15 protein-coding genes are annotated in these 18,659 nt (G+C 59.8%); 6 read left to right on the forward strand and 9 right to left on the reverse strand.

The window, feature by feature from the left end; genetic code table 11:
* Positions 1–47: 47 nt before the first annotated feature.
* The 5 genes from ACYZT0_RS13110 to ACYZT0_RS13130 all read right to left on the reverse strand — a co-directional run bounded on the left by ACYZT0_RS13110 (position 48) and on the right by ACYZT0_RS13130 (position 7,419).
* Positions 48–1,217, reverse strand: a complete 1,170-nt coding sequence (locus tag ACYZT0_RS13110) for an IS4 family transposase (protein WP_462041955.1) — start codon at positions 1,215–1,217, stop codon at positions 48–50.
* A 120-nt stretch (positions 1,218–1,337) separates the two neighbouring features.
* Positions 1,338–3,932: a hybrid sensor histidine kinase/response regulator NahK/ErcS' gene (gene nahK / locus ACYZT0_RS13115; protein ID WP_462046560.1), complete on the reverse strand. Its 2,595-nt coding sequence runs from the start codon at positions 3,930–3,932 to the stop codon at positions 1,338–1,340.
* Positions 3,901–5,064 (reverse strand): nitric oxide-sensing protein NosP, encoded by a 1,164-nt coding sequence (gene nosP / locus ACYZT0_RS13120; protein ID WP_462046193.1) that lies wholly within the window; start codon positions 5,062–5,064, stop codon positions 3,901–3,903. The genes nahK and nosP overlap by 32 nt, the downstream gene beginning before the upstream one ends.
* Positions 5,065–5,219: 155 nt before the next feature.
* Entirely contained in the window at positions 5,220–6,404 is a 1,185-nt protein-coding gene (locus ACYZT0_RS13125) for a porin (protein WP_462046194.1), read from the reverse strand.
* A 208-nt stretch (positions 6,405–6,612) separates the two neighbouring features.
* Positions 6,613–7,419: a sulfite exporter TauE/SafE family protein gene (locus tag ACYZT0_RS13130; protein WP_462046195.1), complete on the reverse strand. Its 807-nt coding sequence runs from the start codon at positions 7,417–7,419 to the stop codon at positions 6,613–6,615.
* Positions 7,420–7,581: 162 nt separating this feature from the next.
* Between ACYZT0_RS13130 and ACYZT0_RS13135 the strand changes: the two genes are divergently transcribed.
* Entirely contained in the window at positions 7,582–8,445 is an 864-nt protein-coding gene (locus ACYZT0_RS13135) for an MBL fold metallo-hydrolase (protein ID WP_462046196.1), read from the forward strand.
* Positions 8,446–8,575: 130 nt separating this feature from the next.
* Here ACYZT0_RS13135 and bkdR read toward each other — a convergent pair whose 3' ends face one another.
* Entirely contained in the window at positions 8,576–9,061 is a 486-nt protein-coding gene (gene bkdR / locus ACYZT0_RS13140) for a Bkd operon transcriptional regulator BkdR (protein WP_008149727.1), read from the reverse strand.
* 185 nt (positions 9,062–9,246) lie between these two features.
* Between bkdR and ACYZT0_RS13145 the strand changes: the two genes are divergently transcribed.
* From ACYZT0_RS13145 to ACYZT0_RS13165, 5 genes are all read left to right on the forward strand, one after another.
* Positions 9,247–10,482: a thiamine pyrophosphate-dependent enzyme gene (locus ACYZT0_RS13145; protein ID WP_462032247.1), complete on the forward strand. Its 1,236-nt coding sequence runs from the start codon at positions 9,247–9,249 to the stop codon at positions 10,480–10,482.
* Position 10,483: 1 nt separating this feature from the next.
* A complete protein-coding gene (locus ACYZT0_RS13150) occupies positions 10,484–11,542 on the forward strand; it encodes an alpha-ketoacid dehydrogenase subunit beta (protein ID WP_048394689.1) in 1,059 nt (352 codons plus the stop codon).
* On the forward strand, positions 11,543–12,817 hold the full coding sequence (locus ACYZT0_RS13155; protein WP_462046197.1) for a dihydrolipoamide acetyltransferase family protein: 1,275 nt from the start codon (positions 11,543–11,545) through the stop codon (positions 12,815–12,817).
* Between the two features lie 18 nt (positions 12,818–12,835).
* Complete coding sequence (gene lpdA, locus ACYZT0_RS13160) at positions 12,836–14,218, forward strand: dihydrolipoyl dehydrogenase (RefSeq protein WP_462046198.1); 1,383 nt, start codon at positions 12,836–12,838, stop codon at positions 14,216–14,218.
* Positions 14,219–14,453: 235 nt separating this feature from the next.
* The gene (locus ACYZT0_RS13165; RefSeq protein WP_462046199.1) at positions 14,454–15,473 is read left to right on the forward strand and encodes a branched-chain amino acid aminotransferase; all 1,020 of its coding nucleotides are present in this window, start codon (positions 14,454–14,456) and stop codon (positions 15,471–15,473) included.
* A 56-nt stretch (positions 15,474–15,529) separates the two neighbouring features.
* On the opposite strand, the gene ACYZT0_RS13170 is transcribed toward ACYZT0_RS13165, so the two are convergent.
* The 3 genes from ACYZT0_RS13170 to ACYZT0_RS13180 all read right to left on the reverse strand — a co-directional run bounded on the left by ACYZT0_RS13170 (position 15,530) and on the right by ACYZT0_RS13180 (position 18,568).
* Positions 15,530–16,372 carry a TIGR03915 family putative DNA repair protein gene (locus tag ACYZT0_RS13170; RefSeq protein WP_462046200.1) on the reverse strand — a complete coding sequence of 281 codons (843 nt, stop codon included), beginning with the start codon at positions 16,370–16,372 and terminating at the stop codon, positions 15,530–15,532.
* On the reverse strand, positions 16,369–17,589 hold the full coding sequence (locus ACYZT0_RS13175) for a putative DNA modification/repair radical SAM protein (protein WP_462046201.1): 1,221 nt from the start codon (positions 17,587–17,589) through the stop codon (positions 16,369–16,371). Before ACYZT0_RS13175 ends, ACYZT0_RS13170 begins: the two co-directional genes overlap by 4 nt.
* 79 nt (positions 17,590–17,668) lie before the next feature.
* Positions 17,669–18,568 (reverse strand): LysR substrate-binding domain-containing protein, encoded by a 900-nt coding sequence (locus ACYZT0_RS13180; RefSeq protein ID WP_462046202.1) that lies wholly within the window; start codon positions 18,566–18,568, stop codon positions 17,669–17,671.
* Positions 18,569–18,659: the final 91 nt, after the last annotated feature.

Here is an 18,659-nt window from a genome sequence, read left to right on the forward strand (position 1 = left end):
TGGCTGCATTCCCACGCGGAGCGTCACTAGTGTCCGGTAAACATGCTTCATAGTTGAAGGCTGCCTTGGGCAGCCTTCAACTTTTCTCGCTCCTGCCTTCGTCGATCCCTCAATACTGGGGTTCCGGGCCGTTCAAACAGGACATGAACTATGCGAACCGTCAGTTCGAACAACGAGCCGGTAAATCCTGAGCGACGATGGAGTATTTGCAGTAACAGATAGCTGATCAAGGCACTGTAAATCTGCAAACGCACCGCATTTTCGGAGTAGGCATAAAAGCGTTTGAGCTTCAGATGTTGTTTGATCCACTTGAAAAATAGCTCGATCTGCCAACGATCTTTGTACAAGGACGCGATTTCTTCAGCTGTCCTCGTGAAGTCGTTGGTCACCAGAACTAACGGCGTCGCATGCCCCTCGCGCTCAACCACGACGCGTCTTACCGACTTTTCCCAATAGTCGTTCAGGCGTTTGCCGGCCAAATGCTTTTTGCCAAACTGGACGACTTCATCGGTCATGACCGAGCTTTGCTCAGTCACGGTCGAGTGCTCATGCAGCACTTTGATATTGGCGTTTTTCTTCAGGCGGGTGACGAAAAAAGCACCTTTGGTCTGCAACTCGTGCCACCAGTTGTAATCGCAGTAGCCCTTGTCGAAAACATACGTCATGCCGGTCTGGATCGGCATTTCCAGTGCATCGCTCAGGTCGTTGACGTTGGCAGGCGTAATGTTCACGTACACCGGGGCCAGCTGCGCCAGATCCAGTCCGACATGCACTTTGAGGCCTTGGGTGATGCGGGTTTTCGTCGCGGCTGTCCAGCCATCGAAGTGAGGTCCGCGCAAGGTGATCGACGTGGAGTCAATCAGGCTAACCATGGCCCCGACCTCCTTGCGCTGCTGGCGGCTGACGGCGCTCATCAGGTACCCACAAAGGTCCTGTAATGGCCGGTAGTCACGCTTGTTCAAGGCATCGGACATTGTCGAGCGGGCAATAGGGCCGGCATTAAGATGGTAGCTATGCGGGCCGAAATTTTCGGAGATAGTCGCCAAGGATCGCAGGCTTGAGGCTCGGGTCAAATGGCCGCTGATCAGTGTCACCAGCAATTGCCAGGTCGTGCAGCGTTTGACGTAGCGATCAGCTTGGTGTGTTTCGATGGATTGCTGGAAAAACTGGCGCGGGATCGCACTGAGTAGTTGGCTTAAACGGGTGCTGGAAAACATAAGTCAAAATCGAGTCTGAAAAAACCGATTATGCCTCACAGCCGCCAACAGCAAGGGGGAGCAAGCTCCCCCCTCGTTTTTTACCGGACACTAGTGACGCGGAGCGTGGGAACGATCATCTCAGGGCCTGCCGAGCAAATGACTCATCGCCGTCTTGAGCTTCATCGGCCGCACCGGTTTGTGCATCAAGGTGTGCCCCAACTCACGGATCTGCAACTTGAGTTCATTGCTGTAATTGGCAGTAATCATCATCGCCGGAATGGCCGAGCCGCGACGGGCGTTGATCCGGGCCACGGCATCGACGCCGTTCTGATCGTCATCCAGGTGATAGTCAGCGATCAGCAAGTCTGCTTCTTCGTGATAGTTGTCCACTTGCCGCGCCAGGTCCTCCTCGGACAGCGCCGTGACCACCAGACACCCCCACCCTTCGAGCAATGTGCGCATGCCGGCGCAAATGGCCGCGTCGTTATCCAGCACCCACACCCGCGCCCCACGCAGACGTTCAAGCATCGGTTCGCTCATCAGCAGACTCGGCAGCGCCTTGGGTGCCGTAGCACTGAGCGGCACTTCGACGGAGAACATCGAGCCCTTGCCCGGCCACGAACGCACGTGAATGCGGTGACCGAGAATCCCGGCAATCTTTTCCACGATCGCCAGGCCCAGACCTAACCCGCGATCCTGATCAGGACGCTGCACGTCACCGCGCTTGAACTCCTGAAAAATCTCTTCTAGACGGTTTTCGGCAATGCCCATGCCGCTGTCCCAGACCTCGATCGACAGGCGCTGGTGATGACGCCGGCAACCGAGCACCACACGACCGCTGTAGGTATAACGAATGGCGTTGCTCAACAGATTTCGAAGGATTCGCGCCAGCAACTGAATGTCGCTGCGCACCAGAGCGGAACAGGGGATGAAATGCAATTCCAGGCCTTCACTGCGAGCCACCTGGGTGTACTCGGCCGCGAGGTTTTCCAGCAGTTCGCTCAGGGCAAAAGGCGCAATGTCGGCCTTGATCACCCCGGCATCCAGTTTGGAAATGTCCACCAGGGTGCACAGCAGGTTTTCCACGTCTTCAAGGGAATTGCTGACGTTACGCACCAAAATCGCATTGGCCACCGGTTCGCGTCGTTCCAGCAATGCGCTTGTGAACAGCCGCGCGGCATTGAGCGGTTGCAGCAGGTCATGACTGACGGCGGCGAGAAACTTGGTCTTCGACAGATTGGCCTGCTCGGCCTCGAGTTTGGCTTCACGCAGGCGAGACTCCACGCGCCGACGCTCGTCGATCTCGCGCAGCAATTGGTCGTTGAGCGTCGTCAGTTCCGCCGTCCGCTCGCGCACCCGCAACTCAAGATTCTGATAGGCCTGGTGCAGCGCCTCGGCGGTGCGGCGGCGCTCGGTAATGTCGCGGATCAACACGAAAATCCCCACCACTTCCCCGGTGGCCAGGCGATTAGGCACGTAGGAACGCAGCATGTAGCGCTCCTGGTTGTTGATGTTGGTTTCGGCGAACTCGAACGTCACGCTCTCACCGGCTAACGCCCGAGCCACATAGGCTTCCAGACGCTGGTAATGCTGTTCGCTGTGGACTTCGCGCAGGCTCTGCCCAAGCATCACGCCCCGAGGCCAGCAGTACCATTCCTCATACACCTTGTTGGTGAACTCGTAGACCAGATCGGCATTCAGGTAGGCAATCAGCGCCGGCACATGGTCGGTGATCAAGCGAATCCAGCGCTCGCTTTCGCTCAGCGCCTCGGCGTGTTGGTAGCGTTCGGTGATGTCGGTGAAGGTGTTGACGAAACCGCCGGTGGGCAACGGATGGGTGCGAATTTCCAGCACCCGGCCATCGTCGAGCCGCTGCTCGCATTCCTGCACGTGCCGCCCGTTCAGATCACGGCTGGCCGGCGTCAGCAAGTGCAACTCGCTGTCGGCGATCACCTCGGCGAACGGACGATGGGCCGCCACCGGCGCCAGGCCGCTCAGCTCAAGGAAACGCCGGTTCCACAGTTCCAGAATGCCCTCGGCGTTAACCATGGCCACCCCTTGGGAAAGGTTGTCGACCGCCCGTTGCAACAGATGCGATTTCTGCGCCACCGCCTGCTCGCGGCGCACGGTTTCGCTGAGTTTGACGTCGGTAATGTCGGTGAACAGGATCACCCGTCCGCCCTCTTGGGTCGGCCGTTCGCTGACTTGCAACCAGCGACCGTCCTGCAGGCGATAAAGCAGATTTTCGTCGGCGTGCCCGCGCGGTTCTTCGGTGAACAGGCCCGTGGCGGACATCAGTCGCTTGACCTCGGCCAGGCGCATGCCGGCGTTGATCCGCACCCGGCTGTTGCCCCAGAAAGCCTTGAAGCGGCTGTTGAACAGCACGATCCGCTGGTCCGCATCGAACAGCACAAAAGCATCGGAAATGCTCTCGATGGCATCGATCAAATGCTGATGCGCGGTTTCCGCGCGCAGGCGTGCTTCGCTGAGCAAGTGATTGCCTGACTTGAGTTCAGCCATGGCCTGGTTCAAGGCGTCGGTGCGCTCACGCACCTGTTCGGCCAGCACCACCGAATGCTGGAACGCCGCGTACGGGTCGTTACCACGAGTGATGCCGGACTCGATCCGCTCGATCAGTGCGCCATTGATGCGCTGCAGTTTTTGGTTGTCGCGCTGCAGGCCGGCGATCTGTGCCTGAAGCTCAGCGGTGTCCAGGGGACCGGCCTCGGGCAATGGCAACCCCGGTGAAGGTCTGGTTGATATGCATGCCATTGAACTGTTCTCCGTAGGTGTTGAAACCCATCACCCGTTGGTCACGCAAAAAAGCCCCTATCTGCTCCAGACTCCCGCCGTCTTCCAGCTCCAGACGCCTGAGAAAGCAGTCGCAGCCGATGGTCAGCAGCAGATCGCCGAGGCGCTCCTGCAGCCCTTCAAACAGCGTTTGCAGATTCGGCAGCATCGGGCCTGGCGTCATGACCGTGAGGACGATGCCGTTTTCCACTGCGCAGTAGAAACTCAGGCTCAGGTCCGGATGAACCTGCTGGATCGCCCGCACGTAATACTGATCGTTGATCCGTACGGCCAATGGGTGTGCGGCGAAGATCCGATGATCGAGCTCCGCTACCGGCACACCGATGTGCCGGGCGTACTCTTCGGCGGCCGGCTCGGCATTGAGTTCAAAGACCCGGCGCGAGGCGCTGTCGGCGCCGGTGACCACCAGTTTTTCCGCCCTCGGCAAGATGTGGTGAGTGGTGAACACCTCGAAATCCAGCCAGGTGTTGACCAGCACCACCACCGCCGCGCCGCTGTGGAACTCGCCATTGAAATAGACGTGGGTGTGGGTCAGGTAATTGTCGTCGCCGGCCGAACCGCCAAAATGCGGGATGTCACCCAACGCCGCACTTAGGGCCGCGAGGACCATTTCTTCACGGCTGGACAAACCATCGAGCAGGGTCAGGGCAAAGCTGTTGCCTTTGATCGGTGCCTGGGTGTTGCTGCGACAGCCACTGACCAGTCGCTCGACCATTTGCTGGGCGTCGATCAGGCTGAAACGTTCCATCTCGGAGATCAGTTCGGCATCGATGGAAAAATGCCGATGGTCGAAGCCCACCGCGGTCACGCAGTTGCGACCGTAGCCCAACGGCGTGATTTCACCGGCGCTGGTGCAACCCACCAGGCGAATGCCACCGAAGCTTTGTTGCAAGGCCTGGCCCAGCGCCTGCAAGTCGTACTCGGCGGAACAGAAGAACAGCACAAATCCCAGATGCGGGTGCAACAACTGCCGCGCCAACGCCTGGGCAGCCTCCTGGGCATCGGTAGCCTGGGACATCGCACTGACAACACCTTCGTTCTGGACCTGCTGCATCGTCGCCTCCCGCAGGTGCGCATGTGTGAGGCACGAGTGTACGAAGCCTGAGAGTCGCGACGTATGCTACTTGGGTAGCGGGTAGCCGCTTCGATGGGATGAGAGCGGTGGCGACCCTCGCCGCGATGCGCGCAGCCGGAGTCACCACCAAAGGGTTACCAGGTCAGCACCGCCCCCACCGCAAAGGTGTCGGTGTCTTCGTTCTGGTCGCTGGTGTCGTGGCCGTTGATTGCGAACTGGTTGTACTCGGCCACCAGCTTGAGGTTGTCGTTGACGTCATGGAACAGCGCAATGCCGCGCGTCTCGTAATCCGCGCCGCTGCCGACCACGCCATTGCCGTCGTCGTTGGTCTTGCCATAAGACAAGGCCAGTCGGTTCTTGCCCAGTTTGTAGGAGCCCTGCAGCAGGTAACCGTCACTGTCGACATTGCGCAGGGTCGGTTCGCCGGCGTTGTTGGTGAAGAACGGGTTGATGCCCTTGGCCTGGAAACCGGAGCCGGTAAGAGACAGCCCACCCATCTTCGCTTGCACACCGTAGCCGACGCCTTTGGAGGTGACGGACTGGACAGTGGAATCGGTATTGTCGGAAGTCTGGTAGCTGCCGTTGACCCAGCTGTAGATCTTCGCCCCGGCCACGTCGAACTGATAGGTGATCTCGCTCTCGGTGCGCGGGTTCTCCTGATAGGCCTTGCCCAATGGACTGCTGTCGTTGGTGTCCACCGGGTCCATGATCCCCACTGCCACCCGCAAGCCGTCCATCACCGGCGTGCGATAGGTAATCTGCGACGTAGGAAACGGGTACGGATAACCCGTGCCGATGTTGCCGAACGACACCCCGCCACCGTCCACCAGCCCCAGGGAATCGCTGACCTGGCCGTAACCGGCGAGCATTTCATCCAGTAGGATGTTGGAGCGGGCGAACAGACCAAAGTCCTTGCCGATCAACACCTCACCCCACTCAGGATTGGCCACGGTGCCATAGAATTGCCGCACGTCGATGGCGGTGTCCGTGCCGTTGGTTTCGCTGTCGTTGATGGTCACCCAGAACGAGGTCCGGGCACCGAGCTTGAGGTCATCGATCTGCTTGCTCATGTTGAAGCCCAGGTAGTTGGGCAGAAAGCCCATTTTGACCCGCGCCTGGCGTCGGTCGAATTGGTCGCCGGCACGGTCCACATCGCTGTTCACGTAGAAGGCGTTGATGTAGCCATCGGTGGAAAACGTGGTCTGGTCCTTGTCGTACAGCATGATCTCGGCTTCGGCCATCGCGCTCAAACCGAGGGTCGACAGGCTGGCGATGAAGGCAGGCAAGAAACGATGCTTGATGTTCTTATTGTTGTGCATGACGCGCTCCGCAGCGGGGGACTGGATGTCGGAGGCGATTATCGAAAGCTGACAAGCGGCGTCATACGCTGCCTTGGAGGCGGTTTTGAAGTGCTTTGGAGTGGCGGGTCATGCGCGGCAAGTTCGGTGTAAGACCGCGCGTCGGCAGGCCCGGAACTTAGGGTGTACGCCTGCGGAACGGACTGGCGTCCACAAGCATCGGTACTGGCTAGACGCCCGCTCTAAACAGCATGTAAGCAGCGACCACGACACAGATGCTGGCGAAGCCGATCTGCAATCCCCGGGCCGGTAATCGCGCGCAAAGCCTGCGGCCGATGATCATGCCTACGATGCTCGCGACAATGAACGACACGCCCACACCGTCGATTCGCACGCCGGCCTGAAACGCGCCGATCACGCCGATGGCGGAAATAAGGCTGATCACCATCAAGGAGGTGGCGACGATTCCACGCATCTGCACATCGGTCAGCTGCTTGAACGCCGGGACGATCAGGAAGCCACCGCCCACCCCGAGCAGCCCCGAGACAACCCCGGTCACCGCGCCCAGTGCCGCGAGGGTCGCGGTGCATTTGGCGGTCCAGGAAAAGCGCCCGGTGTGCTGATCGAGCATGCAGTTCTTCTGGCCCCAGTTGGCGTGGCCGTGGTCGCTTGGACCTTCTTCCTGGCGCTCACGACGCAGCATCCGCCAGGCCACCATGACCATCAGCAGACTGAACAGAATCATCAGGATTTTTTCCGGCAATTGATGGGCGAAGTAGATGCCGATCGGTGAAAAAATCGCCCCCAACAATGCGATCAGCACCGCGGCGCGATAGCGCACCAGACCATGGCGCAAACCGTCGATGGCCCCGATCGCCGCGGCACTGCCCACCGCAAACAGTGCGACTGGCGCAGCCTGGGTCATGGTCAAACCCAACCCCAGCACCAGTGCCGGCACCGCAAGAATGCCGCCGCCAGCACCGGTCAAACCGAGCACAAGCCCCATCACCACGCCAAAAAAACTTGCCAGCAACATAAAACGCTCGTGATCTGCGGAAAAAAGCCGGGAACGCCCGGTATCGATGACAGACAGGATAGAGCCCGCACAGCTTTTTTCCTTCTTTGAATTGACTGGGGGCTGGTCAGCGCAGGGAAAATGAAACTACCCTCATGGCTTATCCCGTAAGAAACGGCCACCATGCCCGCCCTGATTGAAGCTTTTTTAGACCCTGCCTCGTCGACCTACAGTTACGTGATCTACGAAGCCGATGGCGGGTACTGCGCGATCGTCGACCCGGTGCTCGACTACGACCCCGCCGCCGGGCGAACCGCCACCGTCCAGGCCGACAAGGTCATCGCCTTCGTTCGCGACCACCAGCTGCGCGTGCAATGGCTGCTGGAAACTCACGCCCATGCCGATCACCTGTCGGCCGCGCCGTATCTGCGTCGGGAATTGGGGGGCGAGATTGCTATTGGTCAGTCGATCAGCAAGGTTCAGGGCGTGTTCAAAACCCTGTTCAACCTTGAGCCGGAGTTTCGCAGTGACGGTTCGCAATTCGACCATCTGTTTGCGCCGGACGAATCGTTCATGATCGGCACCCTCAAGGCCACGGCCCTGCATGTTCCCGGGCACACGCCAGCGGACATGGCCTATCTGATCGACAGCGATGTGATTCTGGTGGGCGATACATTGTTCATGCCGGACGTGGGCACTGCTCGTTGTGATTTTCCCGGCGGCAACGCCAACCAGATGTTCGCCTCGATTCGCAAACTGCTGGCCTTCCCTGCCAGCGTGCGACTCTATGTCTGCCACGATTACCCGCCCGAGGGCCGCGAACCTCAGTGCATGAGCACGGTGGGCGAGCAGCGTAAAAGCAACATTCACATCCATGACGGAATCGACGAAGCCGCGTTCGTCGCCATGCGCACCCAGCGTGATGCGGGGCTGGGCATGCCGACGCTGTTGCTGCCCGCGATTCAGGTGAATGTGCGGGCGGGGAATTTGCCGCCGGCCGAGAACAATGGCGTGAGCTACCTGAAAATCCCCCTGAATAAACTCTAACGTCCCCCTCGTCGATCGTTCCCACGCTCCGCGTGGGAATGCCGCCAGGGACGCTCCGCGTTCCGCTTTGGAATGTGACGCAGAGCGTCACGGGATGCATTCCCACGCGGAGCGAGGGAACGATCAACATTTACGCGAGGGTCAGGCCGTTGGCGGGTAATGGCAGCGCGGTCTTATAGCGCACCTGCTTGAGCGCAAAGCTCGAACGGATGTTCGCGACCCCGGGTACCTTGGTCAAAAAATCCATCATGAAGCGCTCAAGCGACTGAATGGTCGGCACCAGCACCCGAATCAAATAGTCCGGGTCGCCGGCCATCAAATAGCACTCCATCACTTCGGGGCGATCCGAGATCGCCTCTTCAAAATGTTGCAGCGCCTCCTCCACCTGTTTCTCCAGGCTCACATGAATGAACACATTCACGTGCAGCCCCAACAGGTCGGCATCCAACAGCGTCACTTGCTCGCGAATCAACCCCAATTCTTCCATAGCCTTGACCCGGTTGAAGCACGGCGTCGGCGACAGATTGACCGAGCGTGCGAGGTCGGCGTTGGTGATGCGCGCGTTCTCCTGAAGGCTGTTCAAAATGCCGATATCGGTACGGTCCAGTTTGCGCATGAGACAAAACCACCTGTTTTTTATGTTTATGCAGATTTTTTATCCTCAAATGATCCGAAGCGCAACGAAACAGAGAGAAATATTCTTCTTGGCCGGGACTATGATTGTTGTAGGACAAGATTTCTTCCACAGAAGAATGACAGTCAGCTCACTACAAAAAATTCACAAGATCGAGCGTAGAAGCCATGAACCAAGCGTACGAACCGCTGCGTCTGCACGTTCCCGAACCTTCGGGCCGCCCCGGCTGCAAAACCGACTTCTCCTACCTGCGTCTCACCGACGCCGGCACGGTGCGCAAACCCCCAATTGACGTTGAACCCGCCGACACGGCCGACCTGGCCAAGGGCCTGATTCGCGTGCTCGATGACGAGGGCAATGCCCTCGGTCCATGGGCCGAAGGCGTACCGGTCGAGATCCTGCGTAAAGGCATGCGCGCCATGCTCAAGACGCGGATCTTCGACAACCGCATGGTGGTCGCACAGCGTCAGAAAAAAATGTCGTTCTACATGCAAAGCCTTGGCGAAGAAGCCATCGGCAGCGCCCAGGCCCTGGCCTTGAACATCGACGACATGTGCTTCCCCACCTACCGTCAGCAAAGCATTCTGATGGCCCGCGAAGTGCCGCTGGTGGACCTCATCTGCCAATTGCTGTCCAACGAGCGCGATCCTCTCAAGGGCCGTCAGCTGCCGATCATGTACTCGGTGCGCGATCACGGTTTCTTCACCATTTCCGGCAACCTCGCCACCCAATTCGTACAAGGCGTGGGCTGGGGCATGGCCTCGGCGATCAAGGGCGACACCAAAATCGCCTCGGCCTGGATCGGCGACGGCGCCACCGCTGAATCCGACTTCCACACCGCCCTCACCTTCGCCCACGTTTACCGTGCGCCGGTGATCCTCAATGTGGTCAACAACCAGTGGGCGATCTCCACGTTCCAGGCCATTGCCGGTGGTGAAGCGACTACCTTTGCCGGTCGCGGCGTTGGTTGCGGCATTGCCTCCTTGCGGGTCGATGGCAACGATTTCGTCGCGGTCTACGCCGCCTCTGCCTGGGCCGCCGAACGTGCCCGCCGCAACCTCGGCCCGACCATGATCGAATGGGTCACCTACCGTGCCGGCCCGCACTCGACATCCGATGATCCGTCCAAATACCGTCCTGCCGACGACTGGAGCTACTTCCCGTTGGGCGACCCGATTACGCGCCTCAAGCAGCACCTGGTGAAAATCGGTCAGTGGTCCGAAGAGGAACACGTCGCCGTCAGCGCCGAGCTGGAAGCTGAAGTGATCGCCGCGCAGAAAGAAGCCGAACAATACGGCACCCTCGCCGGCGGCCAGATTCCAAGCGCCGCGACGATGTTCGAAGACGTCTACAAAGAGATGCCGGAGCACTTGAAGCGCCAGCGTCAAGAGTTGGGGATCTGACATGAACGATCACAACAATAAAATCGAGTTGGAAACCGCCATGACCACAACCACCATGACCATGATCCAGGCCCTGCGCTCGGCCATGGATGTGATGCTTGAGCGTGACGACAACGTCGTGGTGTTCGGCCAGGACGTCGGCTACTTCGGCGGCGTGTTCCGTTGCACCGAAGGCCTGCAGAACAAGTACGGCACCTCCCGGGTGTTCGATGCACCGATTTCCGAAAGCGGCATCGTCGGTGTGGCGGTGGGCATGGGCGCTTACGGCCTGCGGCCAGTGGCCGAAATCCAGTTCGCCGATTACGTTTACCCGGCGTCGGACCAGATCATTTCCGAAGCCGCTCGCCTGCGTTATCGCTCGGCCGGCGAGTTCACCGCCCCGATGACCCTGCGCATGCCTTGTGGCGGCGGCATCTACGGCGGCCAGACTCACAGCCAGAGCATCGAGGCGATGTTCACCCAGGTCTGCGGTTTGCGCACGGTCATGCCGTCCAACCCTTACGACGCCAAAGGCCTGCTGATCGCCTCCATCGAAAACGATGACCCGGTGATCTTCCTCGAGCCAAAACGCCTGTACAACGGCCCGTTCGACGGTCACCACGATCGCCCGGTAACCCCGTGGTCGAAACACCCGGCCGCGCAAGTGCCGGACGGTTACTACACCGTGCCGCTGGACGTTGCCGCCATCGCGCGTCCCGGCAAGGACGTGACCATCCTGACTTACGGCACCACCGTTTATGTGTCGCAAGTCGCGGCTGAAGAAACCGGGATCGACGCCGAAGTCATCGACCTGCGCAGCCTGTGGCCGCTGGACCTGGAGACCATCGTCAAGTCGGTAAAGAAAACCGGACGCTGCGTGATCGTTCACGAAGCGACTCGCACGTGCGGTTTCGGTGCCGAACTGGTCGCCCTGGTGCAAGAGCACTGCTTCCACTACCTGGAAGCGCCTATCGAGCGCGTCACCGGTTGGGACACTCCCTACCCGCACGCACAAGAGTGGGCGTATTTCCCTGGCCCGTCCCGAGTGGGCGCGGCTTTGCATCGGGTTATGGAGGTCTGAATGGGCACGCACGTTATTAAGATGCCGGACATTGGTGAAGGCATTGCCGAAGTTGAATTGTCGGTATGGCACGTCAAAGTCGGCGACATGGTCGTCGAAGATCAGGTACTGGCTGATGTCATGACTGACAAGGCGATGGTCGACATTCCGTCACCGGTTCACGGCAAGGTGATCGCGCTGGGCGGTGTGCCGGGCGAAGTCATGGCCGTCGGCAGCATCCTGATCAGCATCGAAGTCGAAGGCGCGGGCAACGTTAGAGAGTCCGCTCAACCGGCAGCCGCTGCCGTGAAAGAAGTGCCGGTTGCGGCAACGAAAGCTGAAGCTGCAGTCGTCAGCAAACCGGTTGCAGCGCCTCGTCCGGCTGCCGTTTGCCAAGGTCCGATGGTCGCCCGCGAGGCCGATGAGCGCCCACTGGCCTCTCCGGCCGTGCGCAAACATGCGCTGGACCTCGGCATCCAGTTGCGTCTGGTGCGTGGCACCGGCCCTGCCGGCCGAGTGCTGCACGAAGACCTTGATGCCTATCTGGCCCAGGGTCAACAACCGCAATCGACCGTTGCCGCCGCTTACGCCCAGCGTCACGACGAAGAACAAATCCCGGTCATCGGCATGCGCCGCAAGATCGCCCAGCGCATGCAGGACGCCACTCAGCGCGCCGCTCACTTCAGTTATGTCGAAGAAATCGACGTTACCGCCGTGGAAGAACTGCGTGCGCACCTGAACGAAAAACACGGCGCGACCCGTGGCAAGTTGACCTTGCTGCCGTTCCTGGTCCGCGCGCTGGTCGTCGCCCTGCGCGAATTCCCGCAGATCAACGCCCGTTACGACGACGAAGCCCAGGTCATCACCCGCCTCGGCGCGGTGCATGTGGGCATCGCCACGCAAGCCGACATCGGTTTGATGGTGCCGGTCGTACGTCACGCCGAAGCCCGCAGCTTGTGGGACAGCGCGACCGAAATCTCCCGCTTGGCCAGCGCTGCGCGAAATGGCAAGGCCAGCCGCGACGAACTGTCGGGCTCAAGCATCACCCTGACCAGCCTCGGCGCCTTGGGCGGTATCGTCAGTACGCCGGTGCTGAACCTGCCGGAAGTGGCGATCGTCGGCGTCAACAAAATCGTTGAACGCCCGATGGTGGTCAAAGGCCAGATCGTGATCCGCAAGATGATGAACCTCTCCAGCTCCTTCGATCACCGCGTGGTCGATGGCATGGACGCGGCGCAATTCATCCAGGCCATTCGCGGCTTGCTCGAACAACCCGCCACGCTGTTTGTGGAATAAGCATTTGTGGAGCAAGGCATGCAAACTCTGAACACCACGCTGCTGATCATCGGCGGCGGCCCTGGCGGTTATGTGACGGCGATTCGTGCCGGTCAACTGGGCATTTCGACCATTCTGGTGGAAGGCGAATCACTGGGCGGTACGTGCCTGAACATCGGCTGCATTCCGTCGAAGGCGTTGATTCACGTTGCCGAACAGTTCCACCAGACGCAGCACCACAGCCAGCATTCGGCGCTGGGCATCAGTGTGTCGGCGCCGACACTGGACATCGGCAAAAGCGTCGAGTGGAAGGACGGCATCGTTGATCGCCTGACAACCGGTGTTTCGGCGCTGATGAAGAAGCACAAGGTCCTGGTCATAAAAGGCTGGGCGAAAGTCATCGACGGCAAGACCGTCGACGTCGGCGACACGCGCATTCAGTGCGAGCACCTGGTGCTGGCCACCGGTTCGAAAAGTGTGAACCTGCCGATGCTGCCGATTGGCGGTCCGATCATCTCCTCCACTGAAGCCCTGGCGCCGACGTCCGTGCCGAAACGGCTGATCGTGGTCGGTGGTGGCTACATCGGTCTGGAGCTGGGGATTGCCTATCGCAAGCTCGGCGCCGAGGTTAGCGTGGTCGAGGCTCAGGATCGTATCCTGCCGGCCTACGACGCTGAACTCACGCAGCCTGTGCATGACGAATTGAAAAAACTTGGCATGAAGCTTTACTTGAAGCATAGCGTTCAAGGCTTTGATTCTTCTAGTAATACACTGCAAGTCCTTGACCCGAATGGCGACACCCTGAACCTGGAAACCGATCAGGTGCTGGTAGCCGTCGGTCGCAAACCGAACACTCAGGGCTGGAACCTCGAAGCGCTGAACCTGGACATGAACGGCTCAGCGATCAAGATCGACAACCGCTGCCAGACCAGTATGCGCAACGTGTATGCCATCGGCGACCTGAGCGGCGAACCGATGCTCGCCCACCGGGCCATGGCTCAGGGCGAAATGGTTGCCGAACTGATCAGCGGTAAATCGCGCGAGTTCAACCCAACTGCCATTGCCGCCGTGTGCTTTACCGACCCGGAACTGGTGGTGGTCGGCAAGACCCCGGACGACGTCAAGGCTGCTGGCCTGGACTGCATCGTGTCGAGTTTCCCGTTCGCGGCCAATGGCCGGGCGATGACCCTGGAGTCCAAAAGCGGCTTCGTACGGGTCGTGGCGCGGCGTGACAATCATGTGATTGTCGGCTGGCAGGCAGTCGGGGTGGGCGTGTCGGAATTGTCGACCGCGTTCGGTCAGAGCCTGGAAATGGGCGCTCGGCTGGAAGACATCGCCGGCACCATCCACGCGCATCCGACGCTCGGCGAGGCGGTGCAGGAAGCAGCGTTGCGTGCCCTCGGTCACGCGTTGCACTTGTAAAACCGGACGCATGATCGTACCCACGCTCCGCGTGGGAATGCCTCAACGGACGCTCCGCGTCCGCTTTAGGGACGCAGAGCGTCCCGGGCTGCATTCCCACGCAGAGCGTGGGAACGATCAAAGGAACGCATTCCGGGCTGCGAAATAGCAGCGGAATGAAGTATTGTTGTCCCCATCCAGAAAAACGTCAGAAGCCTTGAACCGTTTCGGCGGTTGTTAAGTGATAGAGGGTGTCATGGGTAACGAAAGCATCAATTGGGACAAGTTGGGTTTTGACTACATCAAGACAGACAAGCGCTATCTGTCGCACTGGCGTAATGGCGAGTGGGACAAAGGCACCCTGACCGAAGACAATGTGCTGCACATCAGCGAAGGCTCCACTGCCCTTCACTATGGCCAGCAATGCTTCGAAGGCCTGAAGGCCTATCGTTGCAAGGACGGTTCGATCAACCTGTTCCGCCCGGATCAGAACGCCGCACGCATGCAACGCAGCTGCGCGCGCCTGCTGATGCCGTTCGTGGAAACCGAGCAGTTCATCGAAGCCTGTAAAGAAGTAGTCCGCGCCAACGAGCGTTTCATCCCGCCTTACGGCACCGGCGGCGCGCTGTACCTGCGTCCGTTTGTGATCGGCGTGGGTGACAACATCGGCGTGCGTACCGCGCCCGAGTTCATCTTCTCGATCTTCTGCATCCCGGTCGGCGCCTACTTCAAGGGCGGCCTGACCCCGCACAACTTCCTGATCTCCAGCTACGACCGCGCCGCGCCACAAGGCACCGGTGCGGCCAAGGTCGGTGGCAACTACGCGGCCAGCCTGATGCCAGGTTCCCAGGCCAAGAAAGCCCACTTCGCCGACTGCATCTACCTGGACCCGATGACCCACACGAAAATCGAAGAAGTCGGTTCGGCCAACTTCTTCGGGATCACCCACGACAACAAGTTCGTCACCCCGAACTCGCCGTCGGTACTGCCGGGCATCACCCGTCTGTCGTTGATCGAGCTGGCAAAATCGCGTTTGGGCCTGGAAGTAGTTGAAGGCGACGTGTTCATCGACAAGCTGTCTGACTTCAAAGAAGCCGGCGCTTGCGGTACTGCCGCGGTGATCACACCAATCGGCGGCATCAGCTACAACGACAAACTGCACGTGTTCCACAGCGAAACCGAAGTCGGCCCGGTCACCCAGAAGCTCTACAAAGAGCTGACCGGTGTACAGACTGGCGACGTCGAGGCACCAGCAGGTTGGATCGTCAAGGTTTGATCTGACACCCCCGCTGCATCGAAGCCCTCCATTGCCTTGGCGATGGGGGGCTTTTTTTATGAGCCTTGGCCACGTTCCCCCTCTCCCAGCGCAATGCGCTTGCCACCCCTGCCCTTGATGCCGCTGGCCTGACCGTCCTGTTGCTTGCCCGTCCGAGCCTGAGTGATCAACCCCGGAATCAGCACGCCTTCAGGCAGGTTTTTCCAGAACCGGGCCGGCAAATGTCCCTGCATGACTTTCGGGTTCAACCGCGCCGGATTAAAGATGTGGCTGTAGTAGGTCAACCACATCTCGCCGTGCGGATCGTCGACATTTTGCGCCAGCTGCTGCCATTCAACCGGGCATTGCCGTTGGTGAATCAACTGCTCGCCATCGTAGTACACCCCGTCCCGCGGCGTGGCGATCAGCCAACGGTGACGGCCCATTCGGCCGATGAAGTGTTCACTGGCGCTGTGCAGGATTTCATGCGCCGGTTCATACCAGGCCACGTATTGCGGACCCTCGTTTTCAGGCATCGCGACAAACCGGACAAATGCATGTAAATGATGAGATTCACGCTGTATCTGTTTGATTCGTCTCTGTAATTCACTGCCGAGTTTGTCACCCGCGAGCATTGCTGTGCGATCGCCGTGACTAACCCGCCACAGCACCTCGTACAACAGACTCCAGCGCTGATCGCCTCGATAACAGGCGGCGCGCTCAAGCGTGTCCAACAGCGCTCTCGGAACGCGTGCCTGATACGGCCCCTGCGTTTGGGGTGGTACATCGTCACTGGCGAACAGGTCTGCCACGCCTTCACTGGCCCAGCTCACCACACTGGGATCGACCTCATGACTGAGCAACCAACGCGCCTGCTGACGCCAGGTGTCGAACAGGTCGTCGCAGTCCAGATTAATCATCCCCACAATCCCATTTGCTGCGGTTGCGGACGGTCGCGCAGTTGCTGATACAACAGATGACTGGTGACCTCAGCCTGATGCGGGTGGTAATCGCTGGTGATGAAGAACGGCTTGGCCTTGGCCAGCACACAGCGCATCCGTGCCAGATCCTCATAACGAATGCGTCGCTGCTGACGCAGTTCCACCAGACGCTCGGTGGTTCGCAGGCCGATGCCGGGAATACGGGCGATCAGCGACGCCTCGGCGCGATTGAGATCCAGCGGGAAGACCTCACGATTTTCCAGCGCCCAGGCCAGTTTCGGGTCGATGTCGAGCGCCAGATGTCCCGGCCCCTGGAACAATTCGCCCGCTGTGAAGCCGTAGCTGCGCAATAAGAAATCAGCCTGGTACAGACGGTGCTCGCGCATCAACGGCGGCGCGGCCAGCGGCACGCTCTTCGGGCTATTGGGGATCGGACTGAACGCGGAGTAGTAGACCCGACGCAAACGGAAGTTGCCGTACAGCGCCTGGGCGCTGTGAAGAATGGTGCTGTCGTCGGTGTCATCGGCGCCGACGATCATCTGCGTGCTCTGCCCGGCCGGGGCGAATTTCGGCGCGCGCGGTTCGTTGAGCACCGTTTGCTCGCCGGTGTAGATCGTCTGCATCGCTTGCTTGATCGAGCCCAGGTGTTTTTCCGGGGCCAGTGTTTGCAGACTTGCGTCAGTGGGCAACTCGATGTTGACGCTCAAGCGATCGGCATAACGCCCCGCTTCCTCGATCAACGCAGGGTCGGCTTCGGGAATGGTCTTGAGGTGGATGTAACCCCGAAACTCATGGTCTTCACGCAACAGCTTGGCCACGCGAATCAGCTGTTCCATGGTGTAATCCGCCGATCGAATGATTCCGGAGCTGAGAAACAGCCCGCTGACGCAGTTGCGCCGGTAGAAATCCATGGTCAGCGTCACCACCTCTTCCGGCGTAAAGCGGGCGCGGGGCACGTCGCTGGAGCGTCTGTTAACGCAGTACTGACAGTCGTAGAGACAGAAGTTGGTCAGCAGAATCTTTAGCAACGAGACGCAACGTCCGTCTGGCGTATAGCTGTGACAGATGCCCATGCCATCGGTCGAACCCAGCCCGCTCTTGCCCTCGGAGCTTCGCTTCGGCGCGCCGCTGCTGGCGCATGAGGCGTCGTACTTGGCGGCGTCTGCAAGGATGCTGAGCTTATCGATGAGTTCCATGGGGCATGCCTATACTGTGTGGATATACAGTACAGAGTCAACGCCTCCGGTTCAAGTCACCATCGAACCCTTGGTCGGGTCACAGAACCAGAGCCGCCTCCTGAGCAATCCGCGCAAACAACCACTCCACAAACACCCGTGTCTGCGCCGTCACATCCGGCGCAACCCCGTAGTAATAACGCGGCAGCGGCATGCGCAACTCGGGCAACGGGCAGATCAGGCGTCCGCTCGAGAGGTGGGTGCCCAGTAAAGAGGTCGGGCACAAGGCAATGCCCTGTCCATCCACGGCGGCCTCAAGCACCCGGTGCATGTGATCAAACTGTCGGGTGACCTGAGTGGCTGATTGGGTTTGACCAAAGTGCATGGCCCAGTTGTGCCAGTCTTCGCGACGCGCCTTGGCGGTCAGTAACGTGTGCCGGCTCAGGGACGCGAGGTCTTCAAGGGCCAGGCGCTCGATCAGCGAAGGCGCGGCGACCAATAACAGTTCGTCTTCGAAGAAGGGTCGCGCCTCAATCGCCGGTGCCCAATCGTCACGACCACGGCGAATGACGATGTCGAACCCGTCGCGTGCATGATCGGGTGCCTGGGTCTGGGTGATCACCTGCGGATTGATGTCCGGGTGCAGCGCAATGAAATCCGCCAGCCTGGGCGTCAGCCAAAGCATGGCAAAGGACGGACGGACATTGATCTTCACGGTCGGCAGCGAAGCATGTTGTTTGAGCGCAGCGGCGGCATTGGCGATTTGCGACAACCCGGCACTGACTTGCTCATAAAAGCGCTGGCCGACCGGTGTCAGCACCGATTGACGGATACGCCGCTCGAACAGCAGCACGCCCAGGTGCTCCTCAAGCAATTTGATGTGCCGGCTGACAGCGCTATGACTGACATGCAGCTCTTCGGCCGCCAGACTGAAACTCTGATGACGAGCAGCAACAGCGAAGGCGCGAACAGCATTAAGCGGGGGAAGTTGATTGATCATGCGTCTAATTTAGTCACCTATGCCCGGTAATTAAAGCGTTTGTCACACCCTCGTAGTCACGCCAATCTGCCCGCATGCAGCCAGCGCCACC

Source organism: Pseudomonas sp. ZS1P83 (assembly GCF_054897825.1).